This is a genomic window from Stenotrophomonas sp. WED208 (genome assembly GCF_040984485.1).
Classification (GTDB): Bacteria; Pseudomonadota; Gammaproteobacteria; order Xanthomonadales; family Xanthomonadaceae; genus Stenotrophomonas; species Stenotrophomonas riyadhensis.
In genome coordinates this window covers 984041-1008959 of sequence record NZ_JAZARB010000001.1, presented here as the reverse complement: position 1 = coordinate 1008959, position 24919 = coordinate 984041, and the positions used below count along the sequence as shown (strand labels likewise).

Sequence of the window (24919 nt, the reverse complement as noted above, 5' to 3'; positions counted from 1 at the left end):
GCTGGCAAGCTGGGCGTCATGGCTGAACCGCTCCCCCTGCGTCCGCCACCGCCATTGCTGGATGACGCCTGTGCGTTATTCCTCGATGTCGACGGCACTCTGATCGAATTCGCTGCACGCCCGGATGCCGTGCAGCTGCTGCCGGATGTGCGTGAAGCCATCGGCCGCATCAGCGACCGCCTGGAAGGTGCCGTGGCACTGGTCAGTGGTCGCCCGCTTGAACAGCTGGATCAACTGTTCGCTCCCCTGCAATTGCCTGCCGCCGGCCTGCACGGCCATGAACTGCGTGGCCAGGATGGTTGTGTACTGCGCGACGAACACGACGACGACACCGCCGAGTGGCTGCACGCGCTGCACCAGCAGGCGATGCGCTTCGCCCACGGCCATCCCGGCGTGCTGGTGGAAGACAAGGGCGTCGGCCTGGCCCTGCATTGGCGAGGCGCGCCGCACGCGGCGAGTGATGTCCGCGCCTTCGCCGACCGCCATGTGCGCGGCCGTGCCAGCTACCGCCTGCAGCCCGGCGACCATGTGGTCGAATTCGTGCCGGTTGGCACCGACAAGGGCCGCGCCGTGCGGCGGATGATGCAGTACCTGCCGTTCCGCGGCCGCCTGCCGGTGTTCCTCGGCGACGACCTCACCGATGAGTTCGGCTTCGACGCCGCCAACAGCCAGCATGGCTGGAGCGTGCTGGTGGGCGAACGGGAACCCAGCAAAGCGGTATTCGCGCTGCCCGACATACGCAGCGTGCACGCCTGGCTGCGTGAGAATGCCTATTGACCCGGCCCCCACGGCCGCAACCGAGATGTACCGCGTGATGACCCAACCCGATCTTGATCTGGGCGTGGTCGGCAACGGCAGCTTCGGCGCCCTGGTCGACAAACGTGCCCGCGTTGTCTGGAGCTGCCTGCCCACCTTCGACGGCGACCCCACCTTCTGTGCCCTGCTCGGCCCCAACCAGCAGACCGGTGGCGACTTCGCCATCGAGCTGGAGGACTTCGCGAGCAGCGAGCAGGAATACCTGACCAACACCGCGATCCTGCGCACCGTGCTGCGCGACGCGCACGGTGGTGAACTGGAAATCCTCGATTTCGCGCCGCGCTGGCGCCAGAACGACCGTTTCTACCGCCCGGTCAGCCTGATCCGCCAGGTACGACCCCTGGCCGGCAGCCCACGCATCACCGTGCACGCACGGCCGCTGGCAGACTGGGGCGCGCGCGTGCCCGAGTCCACCTGGGGCAGCAACCATGTGCGCTGGATCCTGCCCGAACACGTGCTGCGGCTGACCACCGACGTGCCGGTGCGCTTCATCCGCGATGGCCTGCCGTTCGTGCTCAACCATCCCATCCACCTGATCCTGGGCGTGGATGAATCGCTCAACCGCTCGATCAGTGGCTACGTGCAGGAAGCCTTCCAGCGCACCCGCGACTACTGGCGCGAATGGGTGCGTTACCTGTCCATTCCGCTGGAATGGCAGGACGCGGTGATCCGCAGTGCGATCACGTTGAAACTGTGCCAGTACGAGGACAGCGGCGCGATCATCGCGGCGATGACCACCTCCATACCGGAAGCCCCCGGCAGCGTGCGCAACTGGGACTACCGCTATTGCTGGCTGCGCGATGCGGCGTTCGTGGTGCGTGCGCTGAACCGCCTCGGCGCAACGCGCACGATGGAACAGTTCCTCGGCTACATCTTCAACCTGGCCACCACCGACGGCACGCTGCAGCCGTTGTACGGCATCGGCTTCGAGGCCAAGCTGGACGAAGACGAAGTACCGAGCCTGTCCGGCTACCGCGGCATGGGCCCGGTGCGGCGCGGCAACCTGGCCTGGGTGCAGCGCCAGCACGATGTCTACGGCAGCGTGGTGCTGGCGTCCACGCAGTTGTTCTTCGACCGCCGCCTGCAGGACCCGGGCGATGCGCACACCTTCGCCCGCCTGGAACCCTTGGGTGAACAGGCGTTCGCCCTGCACGACGTGCCTGATGCCGGCCTGTGGGAGTTCCGCGGCCGCACCGAAGTGCACACCTACACCAGCGCGATGTGCTGGGCCGCCTGCGACCGCCTGTGCAAGATCGCCGTACGCCTGAAGCGCGATGATCGTGCCCACTACTGGCGCGAGCGTGCCGACACCATCCATGCGCGCATCATGGCCGAGTCCTGGAGCGAGGCGCTGGGCCACTTCACCGACACCTTCGGTGGTCATCGGCTGGACGCCTCGTTGCTGCTGCTGGCAGACATCGGCTTCATCGATGCGCTGGATGCCCGCTTCGTGGCCACCGTCGACGCCATCGGCCGCGACCTCAAGCATGGCAATTCGCTGTACCGCTATGTCGCACCGGATGACTTCGGTGAGCCGGAAACCAGCTTCACCATCTGCACCTTCTGGTACATCGATGCGCTGGCAGCGATCGGGCGCATGGACGAAGCGCGCGGGATGTTTGAGCTGCTGCTGAAACAGCGCAACCACCTGGGCCTGCTGTCGGAGGATCTGGCCTTCGACAGCGGCGAGGCCTGGGGCAATTTCCCGCAGACCTATTCGCATGTCGGCCTGATCACCGCCGCGATGCGCCTGTCGCGGTCCTGGCAGGAGGCATCGTGAGTCGTCTGGTGGTGGTTTCAAACCGTGTGGCCGTACCGGGCGAGAACCGTGCAGGCGGCCTGGCGGTGGGCCTGCTGGCCGCGTTGAAGGAACGCGGCGGCATGTGGTTCGGCTGGAGCGGCAAGAGCGTGCGCGAGGGTAGCGGCACGCTGCACACGCAGAAGGATGGCGATATCGAATTCGTCACCCTGGACCTGAGCAAGCGCGAGGTCGATGGCTACTACAACGGTTTCGCCAACCGCACGCTCTGGCCGTTGCTGCACTTCCGCCTGGACCTGGTCGATTACGATCGCGGCACCCGCGAGACCTATCACAAGGTCAATGCGCTGTTCGCCGACAAGCTCGCGCCACTGCTGCGCGAGGACGACATCGTCTGGATCCACGACTACCACCTGATCCCGCTCGGTGCGCTGCTGCGCGAGCGTGGCATCGGCTGCCGGATCGGCTTCTTCCTGCATATCCCGATGCCCTCGGCCGACCTGCTGCAGGCGATGCCGGACCATCTGCGGTTGTTCTCCGCGCTGTATGCCTACGATCTGGTCGGCTTCCAGACCCAGCGCGACGCCGATCGCTTCCAGACCTACCTGCGCCTGTTCGGCGGCGGCCGCGTACTCGACAACGGCGAGCTGGAAGCACCCGGCGGGCGCCGCTTCCGTGCGGCGGCGTTCCCGATCGGCATCGACACCGAGCTGATCGCACGCCAGGCCGGCACCGCTGCCACCAAGGCCGCCGTAAAGAATCTGCGCGCCAGCCTGCGCGACCGCCAGCTGGCCATCGGCGTCGACCGCCTGGATTATTCCAAGGGCCTGCCCGAGCGCTTCCTCGGCTTCGAGCGCTACCTGGAGCGGCATCCGGACCAGCACGGCTCGTTGACCTACCTGCAGATCGCCCCGGTCTCGCGCGGCGATGTCACCGAGTACCGGCAGCTGCGCAGCCAGCTGGAACAGATCGCCGGGCACATCAATGGCGGCCACGCCGCTCCCGACTGGACACCGCTGCGCTACGTCAACCAGAACTTCACCCATGCCACGCTGACCGGCTTCTACCGTGCGGCGGCAGTGGGCCTGGTCACGCCGCTGCGCGATGGCATGAACCTGGTGGCCAAGGAGTACGTGGCCTCGCAGGACCCGGAAGACCCCGGCGTGCTCGTGCTGTCGCTGCTGGCCGGCGCCGCCGACGAGCTGAAGCAGGCGCTGCTGGTGAACCCGCATGATCTGGACGGCGTGGCCGACGCCATCGCCACCGCGGCAACGATGTCACTGCGCAGGCGCAAGGAACGCTGGCACGCGATGATGGAGCACCTGCGCACCTACGACATCAACCACTGGCGACGCAGCTACCTGGACGCGCTGGAGGGCTGACGAGGCCGCGCCTGTAGCGTCGAGCCTGCTCGACTGGCTCTTGTAGAGTCGAGCCATGCTCGACTGCTATCGGCAGGGAAAAAAAACCCAGTCGAGCATGGCTCGACTCTACAGAAGGCCGGCGGTCAATCCAGGAACCGCGCGGCCTGCTCCGGTGCGGGCAGGTAACAGGCGTCATGCCGCCCGAACCAGCGGTAGCGGTTGCGGGCCAGCGCACGGTACGCGGCATCACGCCAGCTGCGCGGCAGCACGCGCAATGCACCACTCAGACGCCAGGCGCCGCCCAGCCCCGCCAGCACCCGCAGGATCGCATCGGTATCGGTCCAGGCACCCTGCTCGTCCAGCAACAGGAACGACATTGGGTCCTGCGGGTCCAGCCCGTGCGCGCGCAACATCGCGCTGCCCTGCGCGCCCTGCATCGCCGCAAAGCGGTAGCGCCCCTTGCGGTCGAAACGCAGCAGGAAGCGCACCCAGCGGTTGCACAGCGCGCACACGCCATCAAACACGATCACCGCGCTGCCGGCCTCGGCGGCGGAATCACTGCGGTTCGAGCCAGCCTTCATAGCGGATCAGGGCTCCGGCCCAGGGCAAGGTCACATCGACCAGGAAAGTGTAGCGCTGGCCGTGCCACGCTTCGCGACATCGCACGCCGCCGAACCAGCGCTTGGGCAGCGGCAGCAGCCCGAACGCCCAGACCCGCCGCACCGACCAGTCGATGCCACCGTCGCGGGCCTGCAGGTCGAACTCGAAGCGCACCGCCCCCAGCTGCTCGCGCAGGTATCCCTCGTGTACCCACAGCCGCGACACCATCGGCCAGCGACCGAATCGTCGCGCCCAGCGTTCGCCCTGCCCGTGCGCGCTGAACACCACTTCGGTGGGCAGCGCGTCACCGTCCTTCGGCAACCGCGCCAACGCGGCCAGCAGCGGCACCAGCCAGTGCCGCCCTCTCACGATGCGCGCCTGCCCCACGTAGCGGCAAGGCAACGGCGCGGCATGCAGCACCTGCACCGGCGCGGCCAGGGTGGCGAAGGCCGGCCCCAGCACGCGCGCGAACAGCGGCGGGGTCAGGGCGCGATCCAGGCCAGGGTCGCCATGCGCCCGGTGCGACGGTCGCGCCGGTGCGAATACAGGTCCGGATCGGCCATGGTCGACACCGTGCCGCCATACACCTGCGCCGGGTCCATGCCCGCCGCCTGCAGGCGCTGGCGTGCCAGGACGAACAGGTCCACCTTCCAGTGCCCCGGGCGCGTCGCCGCGAACGCCACCTCGGCCGCCGGATCATGGCCGACGAAAGCGTGGAAGACCTCCTCGCCGATCTCGTAGTCGGTCGGCCCGGCCGCCGGGCCCAGCCACGCGCGCAGCTGCGCGGGCGGGGTCTGCATGGCGGCCACCGTGGCCTCCAGCATGCCGTCGGCCAGCCCACGCCAACCGGCATGGGCCGCGCCCACTTCACTGCCATCGGCCGCGGCAAACACCACGGGCAGGCAGTCGGCGGTCAGGATCGCCAGCACCACGCCCGGCACCGAGGTCACCGCAGCGTCAGCCACCGGTTCGCTGGCGCCTGCCACCGGCGGCGCGGTGAAGCGCAGCACGGTGCTGCTGTGCACCTGGCGCAGCCAGTGCGGTGCCGAGGGCAGTGCCAGCCCCTGCTGCAGCAGCTGGCGGTTGTGCTCCACGTTGGCCGGGGTATCACCATCGGCCGCGTGCCGGTTGCCCAGGTTGAACTGCGCGAACGGCGCCGGCGAGATGCCCGCACCGTGCCGACGCGTGGTCAGCGCATGGACGCCCGGAGGCGCCGGCCAGTCCGCCTGCAGCACTGGCAGCGCGGCGGCCATCACCAGCGGTCCCGCTCGCGCGCGGCGAAGGCTTCGCTGTCCTCACGCAGCACCTTCATCAGGTGCAGCATGTCGTCCGGCACCGGCGCGGTGTTGCGCACCGGCTCACCGGTGATCGGATGCGTGAACTCCAGGGTCTCGGCGTGCAGGGCCTGGCGCTTGAAGCCGCGCAGCGCGGCCACCAGCTCGTCGCTGGCGCCCTTGGGCAGCTTCAGCGCACCGCCGTACAGCGGGTCACCGATGATCGGATGGCGAACGTGCGCCATGTGCACGCGGATCTGGTGGGTACGGCCGGTTTCCAGGCGGCACTCCAGCGCGGTGTGCGCACGGAAGCGCTCGCGCAGGCGGTAATGGGTGATCGCTTCCTTGCCGTCCTCGCGCACGGCCATCTTCAGGCGGTCGCGCGGGTGGCGGTCGATCGGGGCATCGGCGGTACCGCCGGCCACCAGCGCACCCATCACGATGGCCAGGTACTGGCGGTGCACGTCGCGCGCGGCCAGCTGCTCGACCAGCGCGGTCTGCGCTTCCAGGGTCTTGGCCACCACCATCACGCCGCTGGTGTCCTTGTCCAGGCGGTGCACGATGCCGGCGCGCGGCAGCACCGCCACCGAGGGGTCGCGGAACAGCAGGGCATTCACCAGGGTGCCGCTGTGGTTGCCCGCGCCCGGGTGCACCACCAGGCCCACCGGCTTGTTGATCACCAGCAGGTGCTCGTCCTCGAACAGCACGTCCAGCGGGATGTCCTCCGGCTGGGCGTCGGTCTGGGTCTCGAGCACCACATTGAGGGTCACGAGCTCGCCGCCGCGCAGCGGATCGCGCGGGCGCGCCTGGGCGCCGTCCAGCAGCACCTCACCGGCCTTGATCCACTCGGTCAGGCGCGAACGCGAGTATTCGGGGAACAATTCGGCCACCACGGCGTCGAAACGACGGCCGGCAGCGGTGTCGGGGACGATGGCCTGGCGGGCCGATTCAGAGGGTTGTTCAGACATGGCAGGGGGCATTCTTTGAAATTTTGGGGTCCCGGCGGCCGGTTTCAGTCGCTGGACAGGACACTAGGCTATCATCGACCCTTCGTATTCCAGCCGCGTCCCGCCTCGACCTCATGATCCGACGCTCCGCCATGCTCTCCGCGCCCGTCCGCCTCACCGCCCTGCTGCTGGTGCTGGTCATCGCCGCCACCGGCTGCCACCGTGGTGCCAAGAAGGGGGATCGCCCCGATGAAGGGACGCCGGTCGAACAGTTGTACGAGAAGAGCCACAAGCTGATGCAGGGTGGCAACTGGAGCGGCGCTGAAACCAGCTTCCGCCGCCTGGTGGCCCAGTATCCGTACGGTCCGTACACCGAACAGGCGATGATCGAAACCGCCTACGCGCAGTACAAGGCCGGCAAGCACGATGACGCGGTGTCCAGCATCGACCGCTTCATCCGTACCTACCCGACCCATCGCAACATCGCGTACCTGTACTACCTGCGCGGCCTGGCCAACTCCAACCGCAGTACGGTTTTCCTGCGCCGCGTATGGTCACTGGATGCCAGCCGCCGCGACCTGTCCACGCCGCACCAGGCGTATTCGGACTTCAACATCGTGGTCGACCGCTACCCGAACAGCCGCTACGCCGCCGATGCGCGCCAGCGCATGCTGGAGCTGCGTGACGTGTTCGCCCAGCACGAGCTGGACAACGCCCTGTACTACATGCGCCGCGGCGCCTGGGTCTCGGCTGCCGGCCGCGCCAACTACCTGCTGGAAACCTACCCGCAGAGCGCATTCCAGTACGACGCCGTAGCTGTGCTGGCTGATTCCTACACCCACCTGGGCAACAAGACCCTGGCCGACGACGCCCGCCGCGTCCTGCAGCTGAACCAGCCGGACCACCCGTGGCTGGAAGGCAAGTGGCCGAAGTACCCGTGGATGATCCGCAAGCTGAACCCGTTCGCCGGCGAGAAGTCCGCCAGCACCGGCCAGCGCAACGCGCGACTGGAAAAGAAATAAGAAAAAGGCCCCGCAAGGGGCCTTTCTTCTTTCTGCAGAGTCGAGCCATGCTCGACTGCTTCCTGCAGGACGCTCAGCGCGCGGCGGCGTCCCGGAGCCCACCTAGGAATCCTACGAATCCCCAAGGGTTGCGACGCTGGTCCCAATCGGCGCGGACGAGCCCCTCCACACTGCGGCGCAACGGCCATCCCGGCCGTCAAGGAGCGCCCATGTCCCCACTGCCCCGTCGTTTCCGGCCCCTCTCGAGCGTCATCGCCACGGCCCTGCTGGTCCTGTCGTCCAGTCCCCTGAGCGCCGCGCCGGCCGCGCCGGGTGATCTGCTGTCCGCCGCGCCCTATCGCGCGTCATGGGTGCCCTCCAAGGCCACGCAAGCGTACAAGCTGCACTACCGCACCCCCGACCACCGCGGCCAGCTGGCCGAAGGCACCGGCCTGCTGTATCTCCCCGCGGGCGCGGCGCCCATCGGGGGCTGGCCGGTGGTGTCGTGGGCACATGGCACCCAGGGCATCGCCGATCGCTGCGCGCCCTCGGTCTCGGGCCCCTACCAGCCCGAACGCGACGGGCGTTTCCTCGACCAGTTCCTGGCCCAGGGCTATGCCGTGGTCGCTGCCGACTACCAGGGGCTCGGCAGCCCCGGCAACCACGCCTACCTGCACGTCCGCACGGCGGCCCGCAACGCCATCGATCTGGTCAAGGCCAGCCGCCAATATCTGGGCGCATCAGCGCTGTCGCCGCGCTGGGTCTCGGTTGGTCATTCGCAGGGTGGTGCCGCTGCGCTCACGGCCGGGCACCTGGCGCCCACCTATGGTGGTCCTTCCCAGCACTACCGTGGCAGCTTCACCACCGGCACGCCTACCGCAGTCGAGCTGACCGCGCTGGTGATGAAGCCCGACAACCGCACCGCCAATCCTGGCGCGCTCAACGCCTATCACGCGTACCTGCTTGATGGCCTGCTGCAGGTCGCGCCGCAGATCGACCGCGTCCTCAGCGACACCGGCCGCGCCCGCGTGGCAGTGGCACGCGAGCAGTGCCTGGGCGAACTGGCCGCCACGCTGGACGGCGCGGATACCGGCAGCATGTTCACTGCACCGCTGACCAGCGTGCCGGGCATCTGGGCAGTGCTGTACGACTATCTCGGCGTACCGCGCCGCGGTTTCAGCCAGCCGCTGATGCTGGGCCATGGCAGTGAGGACCGCGACGTGCCCTACCTGACCACCCTGCTGTATGCCGCAGGCCTGGCCCTGCGTGGCGAGCCGGTCGCGTTCCGGCGCTACCCGGTCGACCATCGCGGCACGCTGGACGCGGCCGCTGCGGAGGGTCTGGCGTTCGTGCGGGCACGGCTGGGGGACGGCCACTTCGACGATGTTTCCGAAACCGCCGGCTTCGAACAGCTGCTTGACGAAGTCCGGTAGATCCACGCCAAGCGTGGATGGTCTTCGACCATTGTGCGGACCAAGGTCCGCACCCACCGGAGAGGGGCCAACGGGTTGCCGGCCAGCGGCCGGCACTACCCGCCAACCGCTGCTTCAGCCCTTGTAGCCGTTGCTGATCGGGTAACGACGTTCGCGGCCGAAGGCGCGGCGCGAGACTTTCGGCCCCGGCGCGGCCTGGTGCCGCTTCCACTCGCTGATGCGCACCAGGCGCAGCACGCGGTCGACCACGGCCGCGTCGTAGCCGGCGGCCACGATCTCCGTGCGCGACTGCTCCTGGTCAATGTAGCGGTACAGGATGCCGTCCAGCACGTCATAGGCCGGCAGCGAATCCTGGTCCAGCTGGTTCTCGCGCAGCTCGGCCGACGGCGGGCGGCTGATCACGGCCGGCGGGATCACCGGCGCGCCGCCCACGGTGTTGCGCCACTTGGAAAGACCGAACACCTCCGTCTTGTACAGGTCCTTCAGTGGCGCGTAGCCACCGCACATGTCGCCGTAGATGGTGGCGTAGCCGACCGCGTACTCGCTCTTGTTGCCGGTGGTCAGCAGCAGGCCACCGAACTTGTTGGCCAGCGCCATCAGGATCACGCCACGGCTGCGCGACTGCAGGTTCTCTTCGGTCACGTCCGGGGTCGTGCCCTCGAACATCGGCGCCAGCGATTCCATCAGGCCCTTGAACGCCGGTTCGATCGAGACTGCCTCCAGCTTCACACCCAGCGCCTGGCACTGCTCGGCGGCCAGGTCGTTGGAAAGGCCTGCGGTGTAGCGCGAGGGCAGGCGCACCGCGGTGACGTTCTCGGCGCCCATCGCGTCCACGGCCATGGCCAGCACGATCGCCGAGTCGATGCCGCCGGACAGGCCCAGCCACACCTTCTTGAAGCCGTTCTTGCGGCAGTAGTCCTGGATGCCACGGGTCACCGCGCGCCAGGCCAGCGCGTCCATGCTCTCGTCGCCGTCGTCCATCCACACGTGCGGCATGAAGCGGCGGGTCTCACCGTCGTACTCCACCACCAGCCACTGGTCGACGAAGGCGGCGGCGGCCGGGTGCACCGTGCCGTCACCATCAGCCACTACCGAGGCGCCGTCGAACACCAGCGCGTCCTGGCCACCGACCACGTTGAGGTAGGCAATCGCCGCGCCGCTTTCGCGGGTGCGCGCCGCCAGCACGGCATCGCGCTGGGCGTGCTTGCCACGCTCGTACGGCGAAGCATTGGGCACCACCACCAGCTGCGCACCGGCGCGCATGGTGTCGGCCAGCGGTTCGGCGAACCACAGGTCCTCGCAGATCAGCAGGCCCACCGGAATGCCGTTGACCTCGAACACGCAGCTGCCGCCATCCGGATCGACATCGAAGTAGCGGCGCTCATCGAACACCGCGTAGTTGGGCAGCTCGCGCTTGCGGTAGGTCTGTTCGACCAGGCCGTCACGCAGCACGCTGGCGGCGTTGTAGACCACCGCGCCAGCCGCCTGCGGCCAGCCGACCACGGCGGTGATGCCACGGCAGGCAGCAGCGATACGGCCCATCGCCTGCTCGCATTCGTACAGGAAGCCGGGACGCAGCAGCAGGTCCTCCGGCGGATAACCGCTCACCGCCAGCTCGGGGAACATCACCAGCTCGGCGCCATACTCGTCGCGCGCCTGGCCGATCATCTCGATGATGCGCTCGGTGTTGCCGGCGACATCGCCGACCGGGAAATCGAACTGCGCCATCGCGATGCGGATCGAAGCCATGGGAATCCAGCCTGTGGTTGCAATTGCACCATTCTAGGCCTTTGGACACGGACCGGTCAGGCCCGATGCATGCGATCGGTCCGCCCCGCGTCGCGCAGACCAGGACCACGTTTCCCTGCCGGCCAAGCACTGCCATCGCCTCCTCGAATGTCCGTCCTGGGGCTATTGATTTTCGCCTTCATCAGTAGCACTCTCCCATTCACGAAAAATTCATGGTGATCACCTTCGACGGCTCAGATCACCGCGCAAGCTGGTTCAAAAAGGAATTTGGACGTTGTGTCCAGATTGGCCGGCCAATTCGGTCCGGCTATTGATCGCTGTATCCAATTGGAATGGAGAATCAGGATGAGTTCTATGGCATTGGATGTCGCAGGCTTTGAAGCTGGGATGCTGCAGAGGGCCGAAGACGCAACGTCGATTGGCACCGCATTTGAAGTGGTGAGGAATGGTGCGGTAGCACTGTTCTGCTCGGACTGTTGCGGCAGCAACGGCAATGACTGCGTGCCGGAAATCGACCCGGGCATCAACTGACGCAGATCGAGGGCGAAGGCGGTTGCCTTCGCCCTCTTCATTATCGAGAGCACATTCCATGGATGGATTCAACGCACCGGAGGAGTTCGAGCGGAGCCTCCATGCCTATGCAGGCAGTGACCACGCTGGCACCAACGCGCTTGCGCTGGTCCTGCCATCCACGCGTGCAGTCTTGACCAGAAGCAGACAGCTCGCAGATGCAGGGCGCCTACGCGTTGTGTGTAACGAGAACAGCCCTGGGTTGAGCGCAAGCGGCATGGTTCGGCTGGCGCAGTCCGGCCAGCGACCAGCACTCGTCATTTTCTCGGACCAGCTTGTCTCAGCACACGAAGCAACCCTGCTGATTCGGACCTCGCGCGAGGACATCTACGTCTCGCCGCTCGAAATGATCCTCAATCAGCGCTACAGCTATGCACTGTCGTTCTGGGGCATACAGGGCTATTCCACGATCGAGGCCCATTCGGCCGACAGCAGCGCGATCCTGCACGGGATCATCGACCATCTTCACCAGTGCAGCAGCCTGGGGGATCAATGGTTGCTGCGCGAACAACAGTCACTGCGCAGGCCGGCGATCAGGACATACAACGCGCGCAGAAAGATCAGGATGTTCCGATCCGCACTGCTGGCACAGTACCAACCCGACAGTATCGATGCCGAACTCGACGCCTTGATGGAAGCGATCGATACGCTTGAAGGCGATGTCGTTGATCGACAGGGAAGGCTTGCATGCTGATTCCGCAATTGTTGACTCAACTTGCCCGTCCCTTGCGCCGCCTTGATCGGCGGATTGCCTGGATCGAGTCGATCATCAAGACCCCTCTGACCGACGACGACGAGCACTACCTGCGTGTTGCCTGCGCCGAATCGGGAAACACGAGATTTGGCGAATACTACTACTGGTACCTGCAGAAGCTGTTCGTTGCCAACGTTCTGCGGCGTGGGAACCGGACCGAGTTCCTGTCCCTGCTCAGTCGCGCCGACCGAACGGACTACAGCGCATTCGATGAACTGGCACGCACGCCACGCGGGCTTCTGATCGCAGTGCCGCACCATGCCCACTACATTCTGTCGATCATCATGCTGGCGGAGCGTTTACGGCACGAGCGGAAAACCTTCCTGTTCTATGGAAACCCGGAAACCCATCCAGGCAACGAAATCTTCGACAGGCTCAACGGCTGGTTCTGGAACGAGGACAACGGTGTTGGTTTCGTCCATGACACCCGCAAAGGCCTGGCAACAGCCATCCGTGAACTGAGGGCAGGCGCAGCCGTCTTCATCCTGCCGGACGTTTTCAAGGACGAGAACGCCACGTACCCCATCAGCTTCTGCAAGCGCTCGATGAGCATCATGCTCGGCACCGCCGCATTGTCCCGCAGAACCGATGCGCTGATCGTCCCGATGATCTCCACCCCCGTCGCGTCGGGCCTGGGCTTCAGGAGCGTTTTCGCACCGCCGTGCGCTGAGCCGGCACCTGCAGCACAGGGCCAGTCCGAACGCAGGCTGCTTGCAGACGACTACCGCGTCATGCGCGGGCTCTTCGCCTTCTATGAACACCACATGCAGCACCAGCTGATCTACTGGCAGAACGTACGGCAACACATCGCCCAGAACGGCCCTCATCTTGAGGTGCCGAGGTCCGATGTGGCGCGCGTGGCCGGGATGCTGGCCCGCGACCCCGACATGCTCGCCCCTACCGCAGTAATTGACCTGAGAAGAGACGCAACGGCACCCACATGCTGAAACAGAAATCACGTCTTGTGCTCCTCATTGCATCGGCGCTTTCCCCGGCGGGCATCAACTGCGCCGCCGCAGCAGATGCCACCGAGCCCCCATTGCGCACCCTTGATACCGTCGTGGTGTCCGGGGTTGCACCGGGTCCCGGACTCTGGAGAGTCTCGCGTGGCGAGCACACACTCTGGATCCTGGGCACGCTCAAGCCGGTGCCATCCTCGATCACATGGGATTCGGCAGCGGTGCGAGAGGTGATTGCCGAGGCTCAGGCCGTGCTGTGGGAGCCATCCTTCACCGTAGACGTCGACACCGGCTGGCTCGGCAAGCTGTCGCTTGGCTACAGCTACATGAAGGCACAGAACAATCCTGGCAATGCGCAACTCAAAGACATCCTGGCACCGGATGTATACGCGCGCTGGCAGAATCTGCGCGACACGTACCTCGCTGGCCGCAGCAACCTCGAAGGCAAGCGCCCGCTTGCCGCGGCGGACGAGCTGATGTCGGCGGTGATGGCCCAGCGTGGCCTGAGCAGCAAGGGGGTGGTCGCTCCCGTCATCGTCGCCGAAGTGAAGGCGCGCGGCATCGGACTGCACACACCTCGATATACGCTCAAGCTCTCGCGCCAGAACGCCGCGCAGATGCTCAAGGCAGTCAGGTCAACGTCGATCGACGACAGCGCCTGCCTGGTGGCAACCATGGATCTTGTCGAATCCGGCATGGATCGCCTGGTAACCAACGCAAATGCATGGTCTACGGGCGAGACCGCCCGGATCGACGTATCCCTGACCTCGAAACGGGATGAACTATGCACGGACTCGCTCAGCAACGCGCCCGCAGCCCGTGCTTTTGGCATGCCCGACATCCGCACGGTCGTAAGGGAGAAATGGCTTGCGGCCGCAGACAAGGCACTGCAGACCAACACGACGACGCTCGCGGTGCTTCCCATCGCCGACCTGTCCGGCAACGACGGATACATCGATGCGCTGCGCCAGCGCGGATATGAGGTTGAGTCACCTTGAACGCCCTCCCGCAGTGACCGACCGATGTCGCCTCGAGTGGAACGACTATCGGCGCTTTTCCTGGCATCGGCAGCGCAACTGGCCTTGCTGATCCTGCTGTGCCAGGTCGCCGGCAGGTCACCTGTAAACGTCGGGGATGATGAAACGAGGGTATCGCTCGTGTTCATCGAGCGCCCTCTCGCGCGGGCGCCCGTTCCCGCTGCCATGCCCCGGGCATTGGGAGGGCCCGGCTGGACTGCTGGCCCGGCGCTGCCAGTTGCATCTGCGGCGCCCCGCAGGCCCACGCTGGACGTGGTCGATGAAGCACCTGGACCTGCGATGGCTGTTGCCCCCGCACCGCTCGACCTTGCCATTCGTCCAGATGATATCTCGTTCAAGCGCCCCTCCCTGACAAGACCGACCCAGGCCGCCTTTCCGGCGCGCGAGCCCACATTGCAGGTGAGCGTCGAAGACAACTCATGGATGGGAAGGTATGCACGCATGGGGCGGAGGATGGCGTGCGCAGAACTGCGGCAGGCGCTTGCATCAAACCCCGGCAGTGCCGAGGCCATCATCAGGACGATGGAGCAGCGCAAGTGCATGAACTAGCCATCGCCATGGTGCTTGCTCCAGCAACTGGAACTGACAGGAGCGCCGGGTGTGAATAAAGCCCTCGAGAAGGCCATGCCGGTGGCACGTACCCTCCGGCTGCTGGCGAGTCTTTCGCGCAACCACCTGCCACTCCTGGCGGGTGCACTGACCAGCATCGTGGTTGCAACCACGTTCGCCCTTGCCGTTCCCATCGCCGCAAGGGGCAACCGCGGCCTGGACCTGAACAGCCTGGAGAAGATCGACAACATCTTCCTGACACTTGCCTTGATCTCAGTGGCGATTGGCGTGGCCACGGCAATGCGGGTCTACTTCATCAATCGCCTCGCTGACGAAGTAACCAATGACCTGCGGGGGCAGCTGTTCTCACGATTGCTCGTCCAGCCGCTGGAATTCCATCAGCAGCAGCCATCAACGGAACTGCTTTCACGATTGACCTCGGATATCGAGCACCTGCGGATAGCCATCGGGGTCAGCTTCTCTGTGGCAATACGCAGCGGAATCATGCTGGCCGGTGCGGTCACCATGTTGTTCATTACCGACCCTGGCCTGGCGCTGCTGACGATCGCCGCCATCCCGTTTGCATCGGTTCCCATCGCCGTGGGCTCCAAGCACCTGCGGGCCAGCGCGCGCGACTACAATGATCTGCTTGCGCAATCGCGCGTCGTTGCGGCGGAAGCGCTGGGCCATATCAGGGCGGTCAAGGATTTCGCCCGCGAACCCTTCGAGACAGAGCGCCATGCGGCGACGCTCGATGCCAGCGTCAGCGGAGCTCGTCGGCGCACGACCTGGCAGTCTGTGCTGACGGCATTGTCATTGATCGTCATGCTGCTGGGCATCACCGCTGTGTTATGGACAGGCACCCACAAGGTCATGGACCGGACGCTCTCGGCGGGCCAGCTGGGACAGTTCGCCATGTATGCCGTGATGTGCGGCATGGCCGCCGCCGCGCTTCTGGACACATGGGGCGCGCTGCAGCGCTCCGCCGGAGCGACTGATCGCATCACCGCATTTGGTGACCTGCCACACCATGAGGCGCAGGAAACCAGGCTGGTGCAGGCTCTGCAGGGATGCATCCGATTCGAGAATGTCGATTTCTGGTATGCCGCTGCGCCCGACAGGCCCGTCCTGCGACGCTTGAACCTGGACATTGCGAAGGGGGAAAAGGTCGCCATCGTGGGCGCATCCGGCGCGGGCAAGAGTACGCTGCTGTCGCTGCTTCTGCGCCTGCATCCCGTGCGGGCGGGCGCCATCTTCATCGACGGCCACGATATCTCCACGTTCCAGCCTGCAAGCATCCGCAACGCTATCGGCACGATCTCGCAGGCGCCGGCGATTTTCGGCCGATCCGTGCTTGAGAACATCCGATACGGCAAGCTCGACGCTACCGACGAGGATGTCAGGAACGCAGCAGTGTCTTCAGGCGCAGATGCCTTCATCAATGAATTGCCCGCTGGCTACGATGAGCCCTTGGGCGAACGCGGAGCCCGATTGTCAGGCGGCCAGCAGCAACGGGTAGCCATTGCGCGCGCACTGTTGAAGCGGGCCGATATCCTGCTGCTCGACGAGCCTACATCGGCGCTCGATTCACACGCCGAACAGGCGGTACATGACCATGTTTTCGGAACGGGCACGGGGCCGACCACGCTCATCGTCGCACACCGGTTGCAGACCATTCTTGCCGCCGATCGAATCGTACTCATCGATGAAGGTGCGGTCGCCGCCACCGGGTCGCACGAAGAACTGCTGATCCGCAGCGCTCGATACCGCGACCTGATCAGGCCGCAGATGCAGGCCATGGTCGAATAATGGCCACCGTAGCGTGCCACCCGCAGAACAGGAAAGGCCGCCCGGAGGCGGCCTTTCTGTTTCAAGCAGCCGGCCAGCGGCCGGCTCTACAGAATCGTCTGCCGGAGGCAGTCGATCTTATTTCACCAGCTTGGCGATGGCAGCGCCCAGATCGCCCGGCGAGCGGACGGTGACAACACCGGCAGCTTCCATCGCGGCGAACTTGCCTTCAGCAGTGCCCTTGCCGCCCGAGGCGATCGCACCGGCGTGGCCCATGCGCTTGCCGGCCGGAGCCGACGCACCGGCGATGAAACCGACGACCGGCTTCTTCACGTGGTTCTTGATGTACTCGGCGCCGGCTTCTTCAGCGTCGCCGCCGATTTCGCCAACCATGATGATGCCTTCGGTCTGCGGGTCTTCGTTGAACAGCTTCAGGCAGTCGACGAAGTTCAGGCCGTTGATCGGGTCACCACCGATGCCGATGCAGGTGGACTGGCCCAGGCCGACTTCAGTGGTCTGCTTGACCGCTTCATAGGTCAGGGTGCCCGAACGCGACACGATGCCGATCTTGCCCGGCTGGTGGATGTGGCCCGGCATGATGCCGATCTTGCACTCACCCGGGGTGATGACGCCCGGGCAGTTCGGCCCGATCAGCACGGTGTCCGGATGCGAACGGGTCAGCACGTTCTTGACGCGCAGCATGTCCAGCACCGGGATGCCTTCGGTGATGCAGACGATGACCTTGATGCCGGCAGCAGCGGCTTCCAGGATCGCGTCGGCCGCGTACGGCGGCGGCACGTAGATGACCGAAGCGTTGGCGCCGGTGCTCTGCACGGCGTCGGCAACGGTGTTGAAGACCGGCAGGTCGATATGGGTGGTGCCACCCTTGCCCGGGGTCACGCCGCCAACAACCTGGGTGCCGTACTCGATCATCTGAGTGGCGTGGAAGGTGCCCTGCTGGCCGGTGAAGCCCTGCACGATCACCTTGGTGTTCTTGTTAATCAAAACAGACATGGGAATTCCTTGGTGTCGGATCAGGCAGCGTTCTTGACAGCTTCAACGATCTTCTTGGCGCCATCGTTGATGTTGTCAGCCGGGATGATGGCCATGCCACTGTCGCGCAGCAGCTGCTTGCCTTCTTCCACGTTGGTGCCTTCCAGGCGCACCACGACCGGAACCTTGACGCCCACTTCCTTCACGGCGGCGATGATGCCTTCGGCAATCATGTCGCAGCGGACGATGCCGCCGAAGATGTTGACGAAGATGCCTTCAACCTTGTCCGAGGACAGGATCAGCTTGAACGCTTCGATGACGCGCTGCTTGTTGGCACCGCCGCCCACGTCCAGGAAGTTCGCCGGCTCGCCGCCGTTGAGCTTGATGACGTCCATGGTGGCCATGGCCAGGCCGGCGCCGTTCACCATGCAGCCGATGTTGCCGTCCATGGTGACGTAGTTGATGTCCAGCTCCGAAGCGATCACTTCGGTCGGATCTTCCTGGGTCTTGTCGCGCATGGCGACCAGGGCCTTCTGGCGGAACGCGGCGTTGTCGTCGCTGTCGAACTTGCCGTCCAGCGCGTACAGGTTGCCGTCGTCCAGGATGGCCAGCGGGTTGATTTCAACCAGCGCCAGGTCCTTTTCGTTGAACAGGCGGTACAGGTTCACCATGATGCTGGCGAACTGGCCGGCCTGCTTGGCGGTCAGGCCCAGCTTGAAGCCGAAATCACGGCCGTGGTAACCCTGCACGCCTTCGACGAAGTCGACGTTCAGCGAGTGGATCAGCTCCGGGGTTTCAGCCGCGACCTGCTCGATCTCCACGCCGCCTTCCGAAGAAGCGATGTAGGTGATGGTCTTGGTGCCACGGTCGACCAGCACCGACAGGTACAGTTCCTTGACGATTTCACCGGCAGTGGTCACCAGCACCAGATTGACCGGCAGTTCAACGCCAGCGGTCTGGTAGGTGGCCATCTTGGTGCCGAGCATCTTGGCCGCAGCGGCCTTCACGTCGTCGGTGGTCTTGCAGAACTTGACGCCGCCAGCCTTGCCGCGGCCGCCAGCGTGGATCTGCGCCTTGACCATCCAAGGGCCCTGGCCCAGGGAGTTGGCAGCGGCAACAGCTTCGTCCGGGGTCGCAGCGACCTTGCCGGCCGGGACCGGGATGCCGTACTCGGCAAGCAGTTGTTTTGACTGGTATTCGTGGAAATTCATGCGTCACCGTGGGAATAGGAACGACCGCACGCAATTCCTCAGGGCCCCGGCGGGGCGCCGGCATGGACCGCGGCGGGCCCACTATTGTGGCCGAGCCGGCGCCGGGGCGCAAAGAAGTCTGTACAAAACGCCAGACCCGGTCAGATTTCCACCGTCATTCAGGCAGTTGCGCCGGGGCCGCCGTTGCCCACCGGTATCCACGGCGGGCCAAATGCGCGATCCAGGGCGCTCCGGCGGCACCTGTGCGGGGGCCCTATACTGGTCAACCAGGGTGTGTAGAGTCGGGGGTGCTCGACGGCTTCCACCGCGGGCCACTTCGAAGCGACATGCCCGCCCGGCTTCAGGGGACGCCAGGCAGGCCTGTCGCAGATTCCAGACCCAGGCAGCCAGAAGGGGAGTTCCGGCGTGTCACCCAGTGCTTCATTGATCGACCGCATCGAATCGATCCCGCGGCGTGAGCTGTACTTCTTCGCGCTGTACCGGGTGCTGATCGCCTCGGTCATCGCCGCCCTGCTCTACAGCCCCTTGTCGGCCATGGTCGGCGAAGCCCATCACCCACGGCTGGCCGATGTGGTTGCGGTCATCTATCTGGCGTTGTCGCTGCTGGCCCTGGTGATCGGCCGCAACGAACGCTGGCTGCGCCCGATCGTGGTCACCGGGGTGATGGTGGACATCGTCGCCGCCACCCTGCTGTCACACGCGCTGCCCGGTGCCAGTGCCGGCATCTCGATGTCGCTGCTGTTCAACATCGCCGCCGCCGCCACCCTGCTGCCGCTCAGCCTGGGCCTGGGCCTGGCGTTGGCCGCCAGCCTCGCCACGGGTGTCGAGTACACCTGGAAGCTGCTGGAAGGCGGCGACCCCACCCGTACCCTGGCCGAGCTGGCCATGTTTGCCACCAGCTACCTGGCACTGGCCTTCATCAGCTACCAGGTGGGCAGCCGCGCCCGCCGCAACCAGCAGCTGGCCAACCAGCGCGGCGACGAAGTGGCCAACCTGTTCCAGATCAACGAACTGATCATCCGGCGCATGCGTACCGGCGTGCTGGTGGTGGACGCCGACAACCGCATCACCCTGGCCAACGAAGCCGCGTCGATGCTGCTCGGCGACAACGACGGCATCGGTGAGACGGGACGCCTGGACCTGGCCAGCGCCGCGCCGGAACTGGCGCGCCGCCTGCAGCGCTGGCGCAACGGCTGGGCCCAGGACGAACTGCCACTGCAGCTCAACCCCGACCAACCGGAAGTGCAGCCGCGCTTCGCCCGCCTGCTGGCCGGCAGCGAGCTATCGCTGGTGTTCCTGGACGATTCCAGCGTGGTCTCACGCCGCGCCGAATCGCTCACCCTGTCGGCGATGGGCCGCTTCTCGGCCAGCCTCGCCCACGAGATCCGCAACCCGCTGGCGGCGATCAACTACGCCGTGCAGCTGCTCGAGGAAGGCACCGGCTTCAACGAGAGCGACCGCCGCCTGCTGCAGATCATCCGCCAGCAGTGCCAGCGCACCAACGGCATCGTCGAGAGCGTGCTGGGCCTGGCCCGTCGCGAACGCGCCACGCCCGAGAACGTGGACCTGGTCGCCTTCGTGCGCCGCTTCGTGCTGGAGTACAAACAGGGCCAGACGCTGGAGACCGACAGCATCGAACCGATCATCAGCGAGATCTCGGTGATGGCCCAGGTCGACACGAAACACCTCTACCAGGTGCTGACCGTCCTGGTGCACAACGCCCTGAAATACGGCCGCATCGGCCAGCAGCCGGCCCGCGTGCGCCTGCGCGTGGCGCAGCACGAACGCAGCGCAGTGATTGACGTGATGGATCGCGGCCCCGGTATTCCCGAGACCGTGGCGGCGCAGTTGTTCCGCCCGTTCTTCACCACCTCGGAGCACGGTACCGGCCTGGGCCTGTACATCGCCCGCGAGCTGTGCCGGGCCAACCAGGCCCGCCTCGACTACATCCCGGTGCCCGCCGGTGGCTCCTGCTTCCGCCTGGTGCTGCCCGGCCCGCACACGCTGCTGCCCACCTGATTCCGATTCTGTGCGTCAAACATTTGTCGCTTCCAGCCCCCTCGTTTATCTTTCACGCCCATGAACGAAACCCGCAGCGCCCTCGTCGTCGACGATGAACGCGACATCCGCGAACTGCTGGTACTGACCCTCGGCCGCATGGGGCTGCGCATCAGTACCGCCGCCAACCTGGCCGAAGCGCGCGAGCTGCTGGCCAGCAATCCGTACGACCTGTGCATCACCGACATGCGGCTGCCGGATGGCAACGGTATCGAGCTGGTCAGCGAGATCGCCCAGCACTACCCGCGCACGCCGGTGGCGATGATCACCGCGTTCGGCAGCATGGACCTGGCGGTGGAGGCGCTGAAAGCCGGCGCCTTCGACTTCGTCAGCAAGCCGGTGGACATCTCGGTGCTGCGCGGCCTGGTCAAGCACGCACTGGAACTCAACAACGCCGAACGCCCCGCGCCCGGCCCTGCTGCCGAACAAGGCGCACGCCTGCTGGGTGCTTCGCCGGCCATGGACGTGCTGCGCACCACCATCGGCAAGGTTGCGCGCAGCCAGGCACCGGTCTACATCCTCGGCGAATCGGGCGTGGGCAAGGAACTGGTGGCACGCACCATCCACGCCCAGGGCGCACGTGCGGCCGGCCCGTTCGTGCCGGTCAACTGCGGTGCCATTCCCGGCGAGCTGATGGAGAGCGAATTCTTCGGCCACCGCAAGGGCAGCTTCAGCGGTGCGCATGCCGACAAGCCCGGCCTGTTCCAGGCTGCGCACGGCGGCACCCTGTTCCTGGATGAAGTGGCCGAGCTGCCGCTGCAGATGCAGGTGAAGCTGCTGCGCGCGATCCAGGAGAAGTCGGTGCGCGCCGTCGGCGCAGCCAACGAAGAACCGGTGGACGTGCGCATCCTCTCGGCCACCCACAAGGATCTGGCCGAGCTGGTCGAGGACGGGCGCTTCCGCCACGACCTGTACTACCGCATCAACGTGATTGAACTGAAGGTGCCACCGCTGCGCGAGCGCCGCCAGGACCTGCCGGAACTGGCCGCCGCGGTACTGGCACGCCTGGCCCGCAGCCACGGCCGCGCCACCCCGCTGCTGGCACCCTCGGCACTGGAGGCGCTGGCGCAGTACGCCTTCCCCGGCAACGTGCGCGAACTGGAGAACATCCTGGAGCGTGCGCTGGCCCTGGCCGAGGAAGACTGCATCGGCGCCGACGACCTGCGCCTGCCGCAGCACGCCCCGCGCGCGCCCGGCAGCGCAGCGCACGCCGAAGCGGTGGTGGACCTGCAGCCTGGCAGCGCCGCCCTGCCCTCGTATATCGAGCAGCTGGAACGCAGTGCCATCCAGCGCGCATTGGAAGAGAACCGCTGGAACAAGACCCGTACCGCCGCGCAGCTGGGAATTACCTTCCGCGCGCTGCGCTACAAGCTGAAGAAGCTGGGGATGGAATGAGGGTGTGGGAATGGGGGCCGCGCCCGAGTTCTGCCCCCGTCTGCTGATCCGAAACGTCACTTCCAACACTCGCATGGGGCTGCCACAGCCGGGGTCAGAGTTTAGGCTCTGACCCTAACTGCGGACGCAGTCGCGCCAAACTCTGTCGCTCGCATCGCTGCTTTCCTACTCTTTGCCAGTGGGCGCTTTGCCCATCCAGAACACCGCAGGCAATGGAGAAGCACATGCTACGCCTGTGGATGCGCGACGGCGAACATTATGGGCTGCGCTGCACCCACCTCGCCGATGGCGGTGTGCTACGCGCGGCCATGACCGTGCGGACGCCCGCACAGGCCGCATCGTTCTGCGCCCCTTGGCACGAATGGTGGCTGTCGGATTGGGATAGCCAGGCGATGACGCTGGTACCGCCCACCGATGCACTGCCGAGCGATAGCGTGACCTCGGTGCGCTGGTCAGGTGAGCAATTCAAGAAACTCATCCGCCTGTGCCGGGCAGACCAACTGTTGCAACCGCTCAAGGACCGCGTGCAGTCTGCGCCTTCGCTTGAATCACGCGAGGCGCGGCATCGCGTGGCGACCGAGATGCTGGCGCTTGTGGAACACGAATATCCAGAGGAGCGTGACCAGACCGCATGGATCGGCTGGGCCCTGCAACTTGGCGGCTGCCCGACCGGCCTCGGTGAGCATCCGGCACATGCCAGGCACTGGAGGGCCAGACGCTATGGAGTGCGTTGATGAGGGATGCCACCAAGCGTGCAGCAGAAACGTGGGCGAGATCATGCTGATGATGCGAAGCAGAGGGATGCCATGTCTTGTGTGGCCGCTGTGGTCGGTCAGAACCCAGGCTCTGAACCCATCTCCGGGTAACTCAGAGGCCGAGGGTTGCTGAGCGGATACGGCCTTCACCTCTGCATACAGAGGAATCGGGACAAACGTCGCAGATCACAAATCATCGACCGATATCACCACGGCAGGCCCCATCGCCGGGATATAGTCGCGACATCCTTTCAGGATCAGGAACAAAAAGATGCAATGGATTGCGTCAGGCGTGCTTTTCCGCCTGTTGGTTTTGAGTGTCATCCTCGCTTGCGCTGCATTGCCATCCGTGGCAAATGCGCAGGACTTGAAGAAAAATCTCCAGTTCCGGGCTTCCTGCCAAGGCGGCGCCTGTGCCCGCTTCGCTGGCGGCAAGAATGCGGCATGGGGCTACAACAGCGAATCGCTTCCTACTGAGCAGGCTGCACGCGATCGGGCAGTCAAGGACTATCTGCTCCTTGCAGGATGGGACAGGCAGCAATCAGCGGGCTCGGCGTGGTGGACACACTGTGGCACTGCCGACATCACCAACCAAGATGTGACGTACTACTCATACCCGCAGACGTGGTATGGAAGCGTAACGTTCACGCATACCTGTTATAGCTATCGGCCCGACGGTCTCTCACCTCCGGGAGCCACGCACAAGGATGTGCAGGTCGCGGCAATCGTTGCATCCTGCAAGCCCGGCTTTACCGTCAAGGATTACAGCACCGGCGAATGCTGGCGTCGTCCCAACGATTGCGCCAGCTACCCGGAAAACAAGGATTTCGGTTGCGGCAAGAGCATCGCCGAGCTTGAGGCAACCACACCGCCATCTTCCGCCCCCACACATCCCTTCCACGTGCAGCAGACCTGTATCGCCCGGGAGTCCTGCGAGCTGCGCTGCCAGATGGACAACTGCAAGTGGATGGATACCGTCATTCCCGGCTTCGTGCGTCCGTACCTGGATCAGGATGGCTTCTGGCCCAACATAGAGGCCATGTGCAACGTCACCATGGCGGCATTGCGACTGAAGTCGGGCGGCACCTGGATCGGCAAGCAGCAGTGCTTCGCCCTGATGGGCTGGTATCACGTCAGGACCGATCTACGTAACAGTTTGGTAGTACATGGCTGCGGCACCAAGCAGGACTGGGACCTGGTCGGCAGCAAGATCGAACCATGCCTGAGGGAAACCCAACCCGGGCTCCCCCAGCCCTACTACGAGTTCGGTAGCGTCGTGATCACCGCCGTCCGCGAGGAAGTGAGGTCTCTCTGCCTCGCCGAGCGAGAAACGTCAGGGCTTCCCACACCCATCAACAACGATCTCAAGGGGAAAGTATGCGAAGTTGGACCCTGACGGCACTCGCCGGATTTTGCTTGGCACTGGGCAGCTTCAACGCGGCAGCACAGGACGATGCGCGCCCGACCTGGTCGCTGAAAGCCTCTCTACAGGGCAAGGAACTCACTGGTGAGTGGGAGCTATCGAAAATACCAATCGAGGGAGATGGCGAGAACGTAAAGGCGGCGGCTCGGGCAGCGATTTCCGGCGTGAAAGCGGGCTCCACCGTCCAGTTCCAGATCAAACTGATTGCCCCCAATGGAGTCACCACCGACATCACCGGGTCGAACAAGCTGATTTACCAGCCGATGGGTTGTCTTGACTTCACGCCAGATGGCAAGGCAAAGGTAGCGACGGCATCCACGCCCCCGTGGTCGTGCGACAAGGGGGACCCCGTGCTGCTGTCCATCATCTATTCCGATGACGTCACCAACCAGGCAGCCATCAACATGTATCTGCTCAGGATCGAGTGACGAATCAGAAAACGCCGTAGAACCACGCCACGCGTGGCTGCTGTGGCCAGGGGTCA

The 24919-nt window shown here is 65.4% G+C and carries 23 protein-coding genes; 16 read left to right on the top strand and 7 right to left on the bottom strand.

Annotated features, from left to right (window positions below; translation table 11 throughout):
* The first annotated feature begins 18 nt into the window (after nucleotides 1–18).
* From otsB to otsA, 3 genes are read left to right on the top strand one after another with little or no spacing between them, the layout of a single operon-like run.
* A complete protein-coding gene (gene otsB / locus VPH47_RS04460; protein WP_368850214.1) occupies nucleotides 19–777 on the top strand; it encodes a trehalose-phosphatase in 759 nt (252 codons plus the stop codon).
* 37 nt (nucleotides 778–814) lie between these two features.
* Nucleotides 815–2596 (top strand): glycoside hydrolase family 15 protein, encoded by a 1782-nt coding sequence (locus VPH47_RS04455; protein WP_368850213.1) that lies wholly within the window; start codon nucleotides 815–817, stop codon nucleotides 2594–2596.
* Nucleotides 2593–3957 carry an alpha,alpha-trehalose-phosphate synthase (UDP-forming) gene (gene otsA / locus VPH47_RS04450; RefSeq protein ID WP_324187307.1) on the top strand — a complete coding sequence of 455 codons (1365 nt, stop codon included), beginning with the start codon at nucleotides 2593–2595 and terminating at the stop codon, nucleotides 3955–3957. Before VPH47_RS04455 ends, otsA begins: the two co-directional genes overlap by 4 nt.
* A 125-nt stretch (nucleotides 3958–4082) precedes the next feature.
* On the opposite strand, the gene VPH47_RS04445 is transcribed toward otsA, so the two are convergent.
* From VPH47_RS04445 to rluD, 4 genes are read right to left on the bottom strand one after another with little or no spacing between them, the layout of a single operon-like run.
* Nucleotides 4083–4520, bottom strand: a complete 438-nt coding sequence (locus VPH47_RS04445) for a thiol-disulfide oxidoreductase DCC family protein (RefSeq protein WP_368850212.1) — start codon at nucleotides 4518–4520, stop codon at nucleotides 4083–4085.
* Entirely contained in the window at nucleotides 4495–5001 is a 507-nt protein-coding gene (locus tag VPH47_RS04440; protein ID WP_368850211.1) for a DUF4166 domain-containing protein, read from the bottom strand. The genes VPH47_RS04445 and VPH47_RS04440 overlap by 26 nt, the downstream gene beginning before the upstream one ends.
* 20 nt (nucleotides 5002–5021) lie before the next feature.
* Nucleotides 5022–5792 (bottom strand): peptidoglycan editing factor PgeF, encoded by a 771-nt coding sequence (pgeF, locus tag VPH47_RS04435; RefSeq protein ID WP_368850210.1) that lies wholly within the window; start codon nucleotides 5790–5792, stop codon nucleotides 5022–5024.
* Nucleotides 5792–6781: a 23S rRNA pseudouridine(1911/1915/1917) synthase RluD gene (gene rluD / locus VPH47_RS04430; protein WP_110713339.1), complete on the bottom strand. Its 990-nt coding sequence runs from the start codon at nucleotides 6779–6781 to the stop codon at nucleotides 5792–5794. Before rluD ends, pgeF begins: the two co-directional genes overlap by 1 nt.
* A 113-nt stretch (nucleotides 6782–6894) precedes the next feature.
* On the opposite strand from rluD, the gene VPH47_RS04425 reads away from it, so the two are divergent.
* Entirely contained in the window at nucleotides 6895–7782 is an 888-nt protein-coding gene (locus tag VPH47_RS04425; protein WP_110713341.1) for an outer membrane protein assembly factor BamD, read from the top strand.
* 209 nt (nucleotides 7783–7991) lie between these two features.
* A complete protein-coding gene (locus VPH47_RS04420) occupies nucleotides 7992–9194 on the top strand; it encodes a lipase family protein (RefSeq protein WP_368850209.1) in 1203 nt (400 codons plus the stop codon).
* Nucleotides 9195–9308: 114 nt separating this feature from the next.
* On the opposite strand, the gene VPH47_RS04415 is transcribed toward VPH47_RS04420, so the two are convergent.
* Nucleotides 9309–10943, bottom strand: a complete 1635-nt coding sequence (locus tag VPH47_RS04415) for an NAD+ synthase (RefSeq protein ID WP_110713344.1) — start codon at nucleotides 10941–10943, stop codon at nucleotides 9309–9311.
* A gap of 345 nt (nucleotides 10944–11288) precedes the next feature.
* Here VPH47_RS04415 and VPH47_RS04410 point away from each other — a divergent pair, with 345 nt between their 5' ends.
* The 6 genes from VPH47_RS04410 to VPH47_RS04385 all read left to right on the top strand — a co-directional run bounded on the left by VPH47_RS04410 (nucleotide 11289) and on the right by VPH47_RS04385 (nucleotide 16621).
* On the top strand, nucleotides 11289–11474 hold the full coding sequence (locus VPH47_RS04410) for a hypothetical protein (RefSeq protein WP_141097650.1): 186 nt from the start codon (nucleotides 11289–11291) through the stop codon (nucleotides 11472–11474).
* Between the two features lie 58 nt (nucleotides 11475–11532).
* Nucleotides 11533–12207 (top strand): hypothetical protein, encoded by a 675-nt coding sequence (locus tag VPH47_RS04405; RefSeq protein ID WP_368850208.1) that lies wholly within the window; start codon nucleotides 11533–11535, stop codon nucleotides 12205–12207.
* On the top strand, nucleotides 12201–13214 hold the full coding sequence (locus tag VPH47_RS04400) for a hypothetical protein (protein WP_368850207.1): 1014 nt from the start codon (nucleotides 12201–12203) through the stop codon (nucleotides 13212–13214). Before VPH47_RS04405 ends, VPH47_RS04400 begins: the two co-directional genes overlap by 7 nt.
* The gene (locus VPH47_RS04395; RefSeq protein ID WP_368850206.1) at nucleotides 13208–14224 is read left to right on the top strand and encodes a TraB/GumN family protein; all 1017 of its coding nucleotides are present in this window, start codon (nucleotides 13208–13210) and stop codon (nucleotides 14222–14224) included. The genes VPH47_RS04400 and VPH47_RS04395 overlap by 7 nt, the downstream gene beginning before the upstream one ends.
* Before the next feature lie 318 nt (nucleotides 14225–14542).
* Nucleotides 14543–14812 (top strand): hypothetical protein, encoded by a 270-nt coding sequence (locus VPH47_RS04390; RefSeq protein WP_049447475.1) that lies wholly within the window; start codon nucleotides 14543–14545, stop codon nucleotides 14810–14812.
* Nucleotides 14813–14863: 51 nt separating this feature from the next.
* Nucleotides 14864–16621 carry an ABC transporter transmembrane domain-containing protein gene (locus VPH47_RS04385; RefSeq protein ID WP_180846435.1) on the top strand — a complete coding sequence of 586 codons (1758 nt, stop codon included), beginning with the start codon at nucleotides 14864–14866 and terminating at the stop codon, nucleotides 16619–16621.
* A gap of 117 nt (nucleotides 16622–16738) precedes the next feature.
* On the opposite strand, the gene sucD is transcribed toward VPH47_RS04385, so the two are convergent.
* Both sucD and sucC read right to left on the bottom strand, forming a co-directional pair.
* Complete coding sequence (sucD, locus tag VPH47_RS04380) at nucleotides 16739–17614, bottom strand: succinate--CoA ligase subunit alpha (RefSeq protein ID WP_005410793.1); 876 nt, start codon at nucleotides 17612–17614, stop codon at nucleotides 16739–16741.
* A gap of 20 nt (nucleotides 17615–17634) precedes the next feature.
* Entirely contained in the window at nucleotides 17635–18804 is a 1170-nt protein-coding gene (gene sucC / locus VPH47_RS04375; RefSeq protein ID WP_004154430.1) for an ADP-forming succinate--CoA ligase subunit beta, read from the bottom strand.
* A gap of 405 nt (nucleotides 18805–19209) precedes the next feature.
* Between sucC and VPH47_RS04370 the strand changes: the two genes are divergently transcribed.
* The 5 genes from VPH47_RS04370 (at nucleotide 19210) to VPH47_RS04350 (ending at nucleotide 24863) form a co-directional block, all read left to right on the top strand.
* The gene (locus VPH47_RS04370; protein ID WP_164162034.1) at nucleotides 19210–20823 is read left to right on the top strand and encodes a PAS domain-containing sensor histidine kinase; all 1614 of its coding nucleotides are present in this window, start codon (nucleotides 19210–19212) and stop codon (nucleotides 20821–20823) included.
* A 60-nt stretch (nucleotides 20824–20883) separates the two neighbouring features.
* Nucleotides 20884–22257, top strand: a complete 1374-nt coding sequence (locus VPH47_RS04365) for a sigma-54 dependent transcriptional regulator (protein ID WP_110713353.1) — start codon at nucleotides 20884–20886, stop codon at nucleotides 22255–22257.
* A 224-nt stretch (nucleotides 22258–22481) separates the two neighbouring features.
* Nucleotides 22482–22991, top strand: coding sequence for a hypothetical protein (locus tag VPH47_RS04360; protein WP_368850205.1), 510 nt, complete (start codon nucleotides 22482–22484; stop codon nucleotides 22989–22991).
* Between the two features lie 292 nt (nucleotides 22992–23283).
* On the top strand, nucleotides 23284–24408 hold the full coding sequence (locus VPH47_RS04355) for a hypothetical protein (protein ID WP_368850204.1): 1125 nt from the start codon (nucleotides 23284–23286) through the stop codon (nucleotides 24406–24408).
* A 20-nt stretch (nucleotides 24409–24428) separates the two neighbouring features.
* Nucleotides 24429–24863: a hypothetical protein gene (locus VPH47_RS04350; protein ID WP_368850203.1), complete on the top strand. Its 435-nt coding sequence runs from the start codon at nucleotides 24429–24431 to the stop codon at nucleotides 24861–24863.
* The last annotated feature ends 56 nt before the right edge of the window (nucleotides 24864–24919 follow it).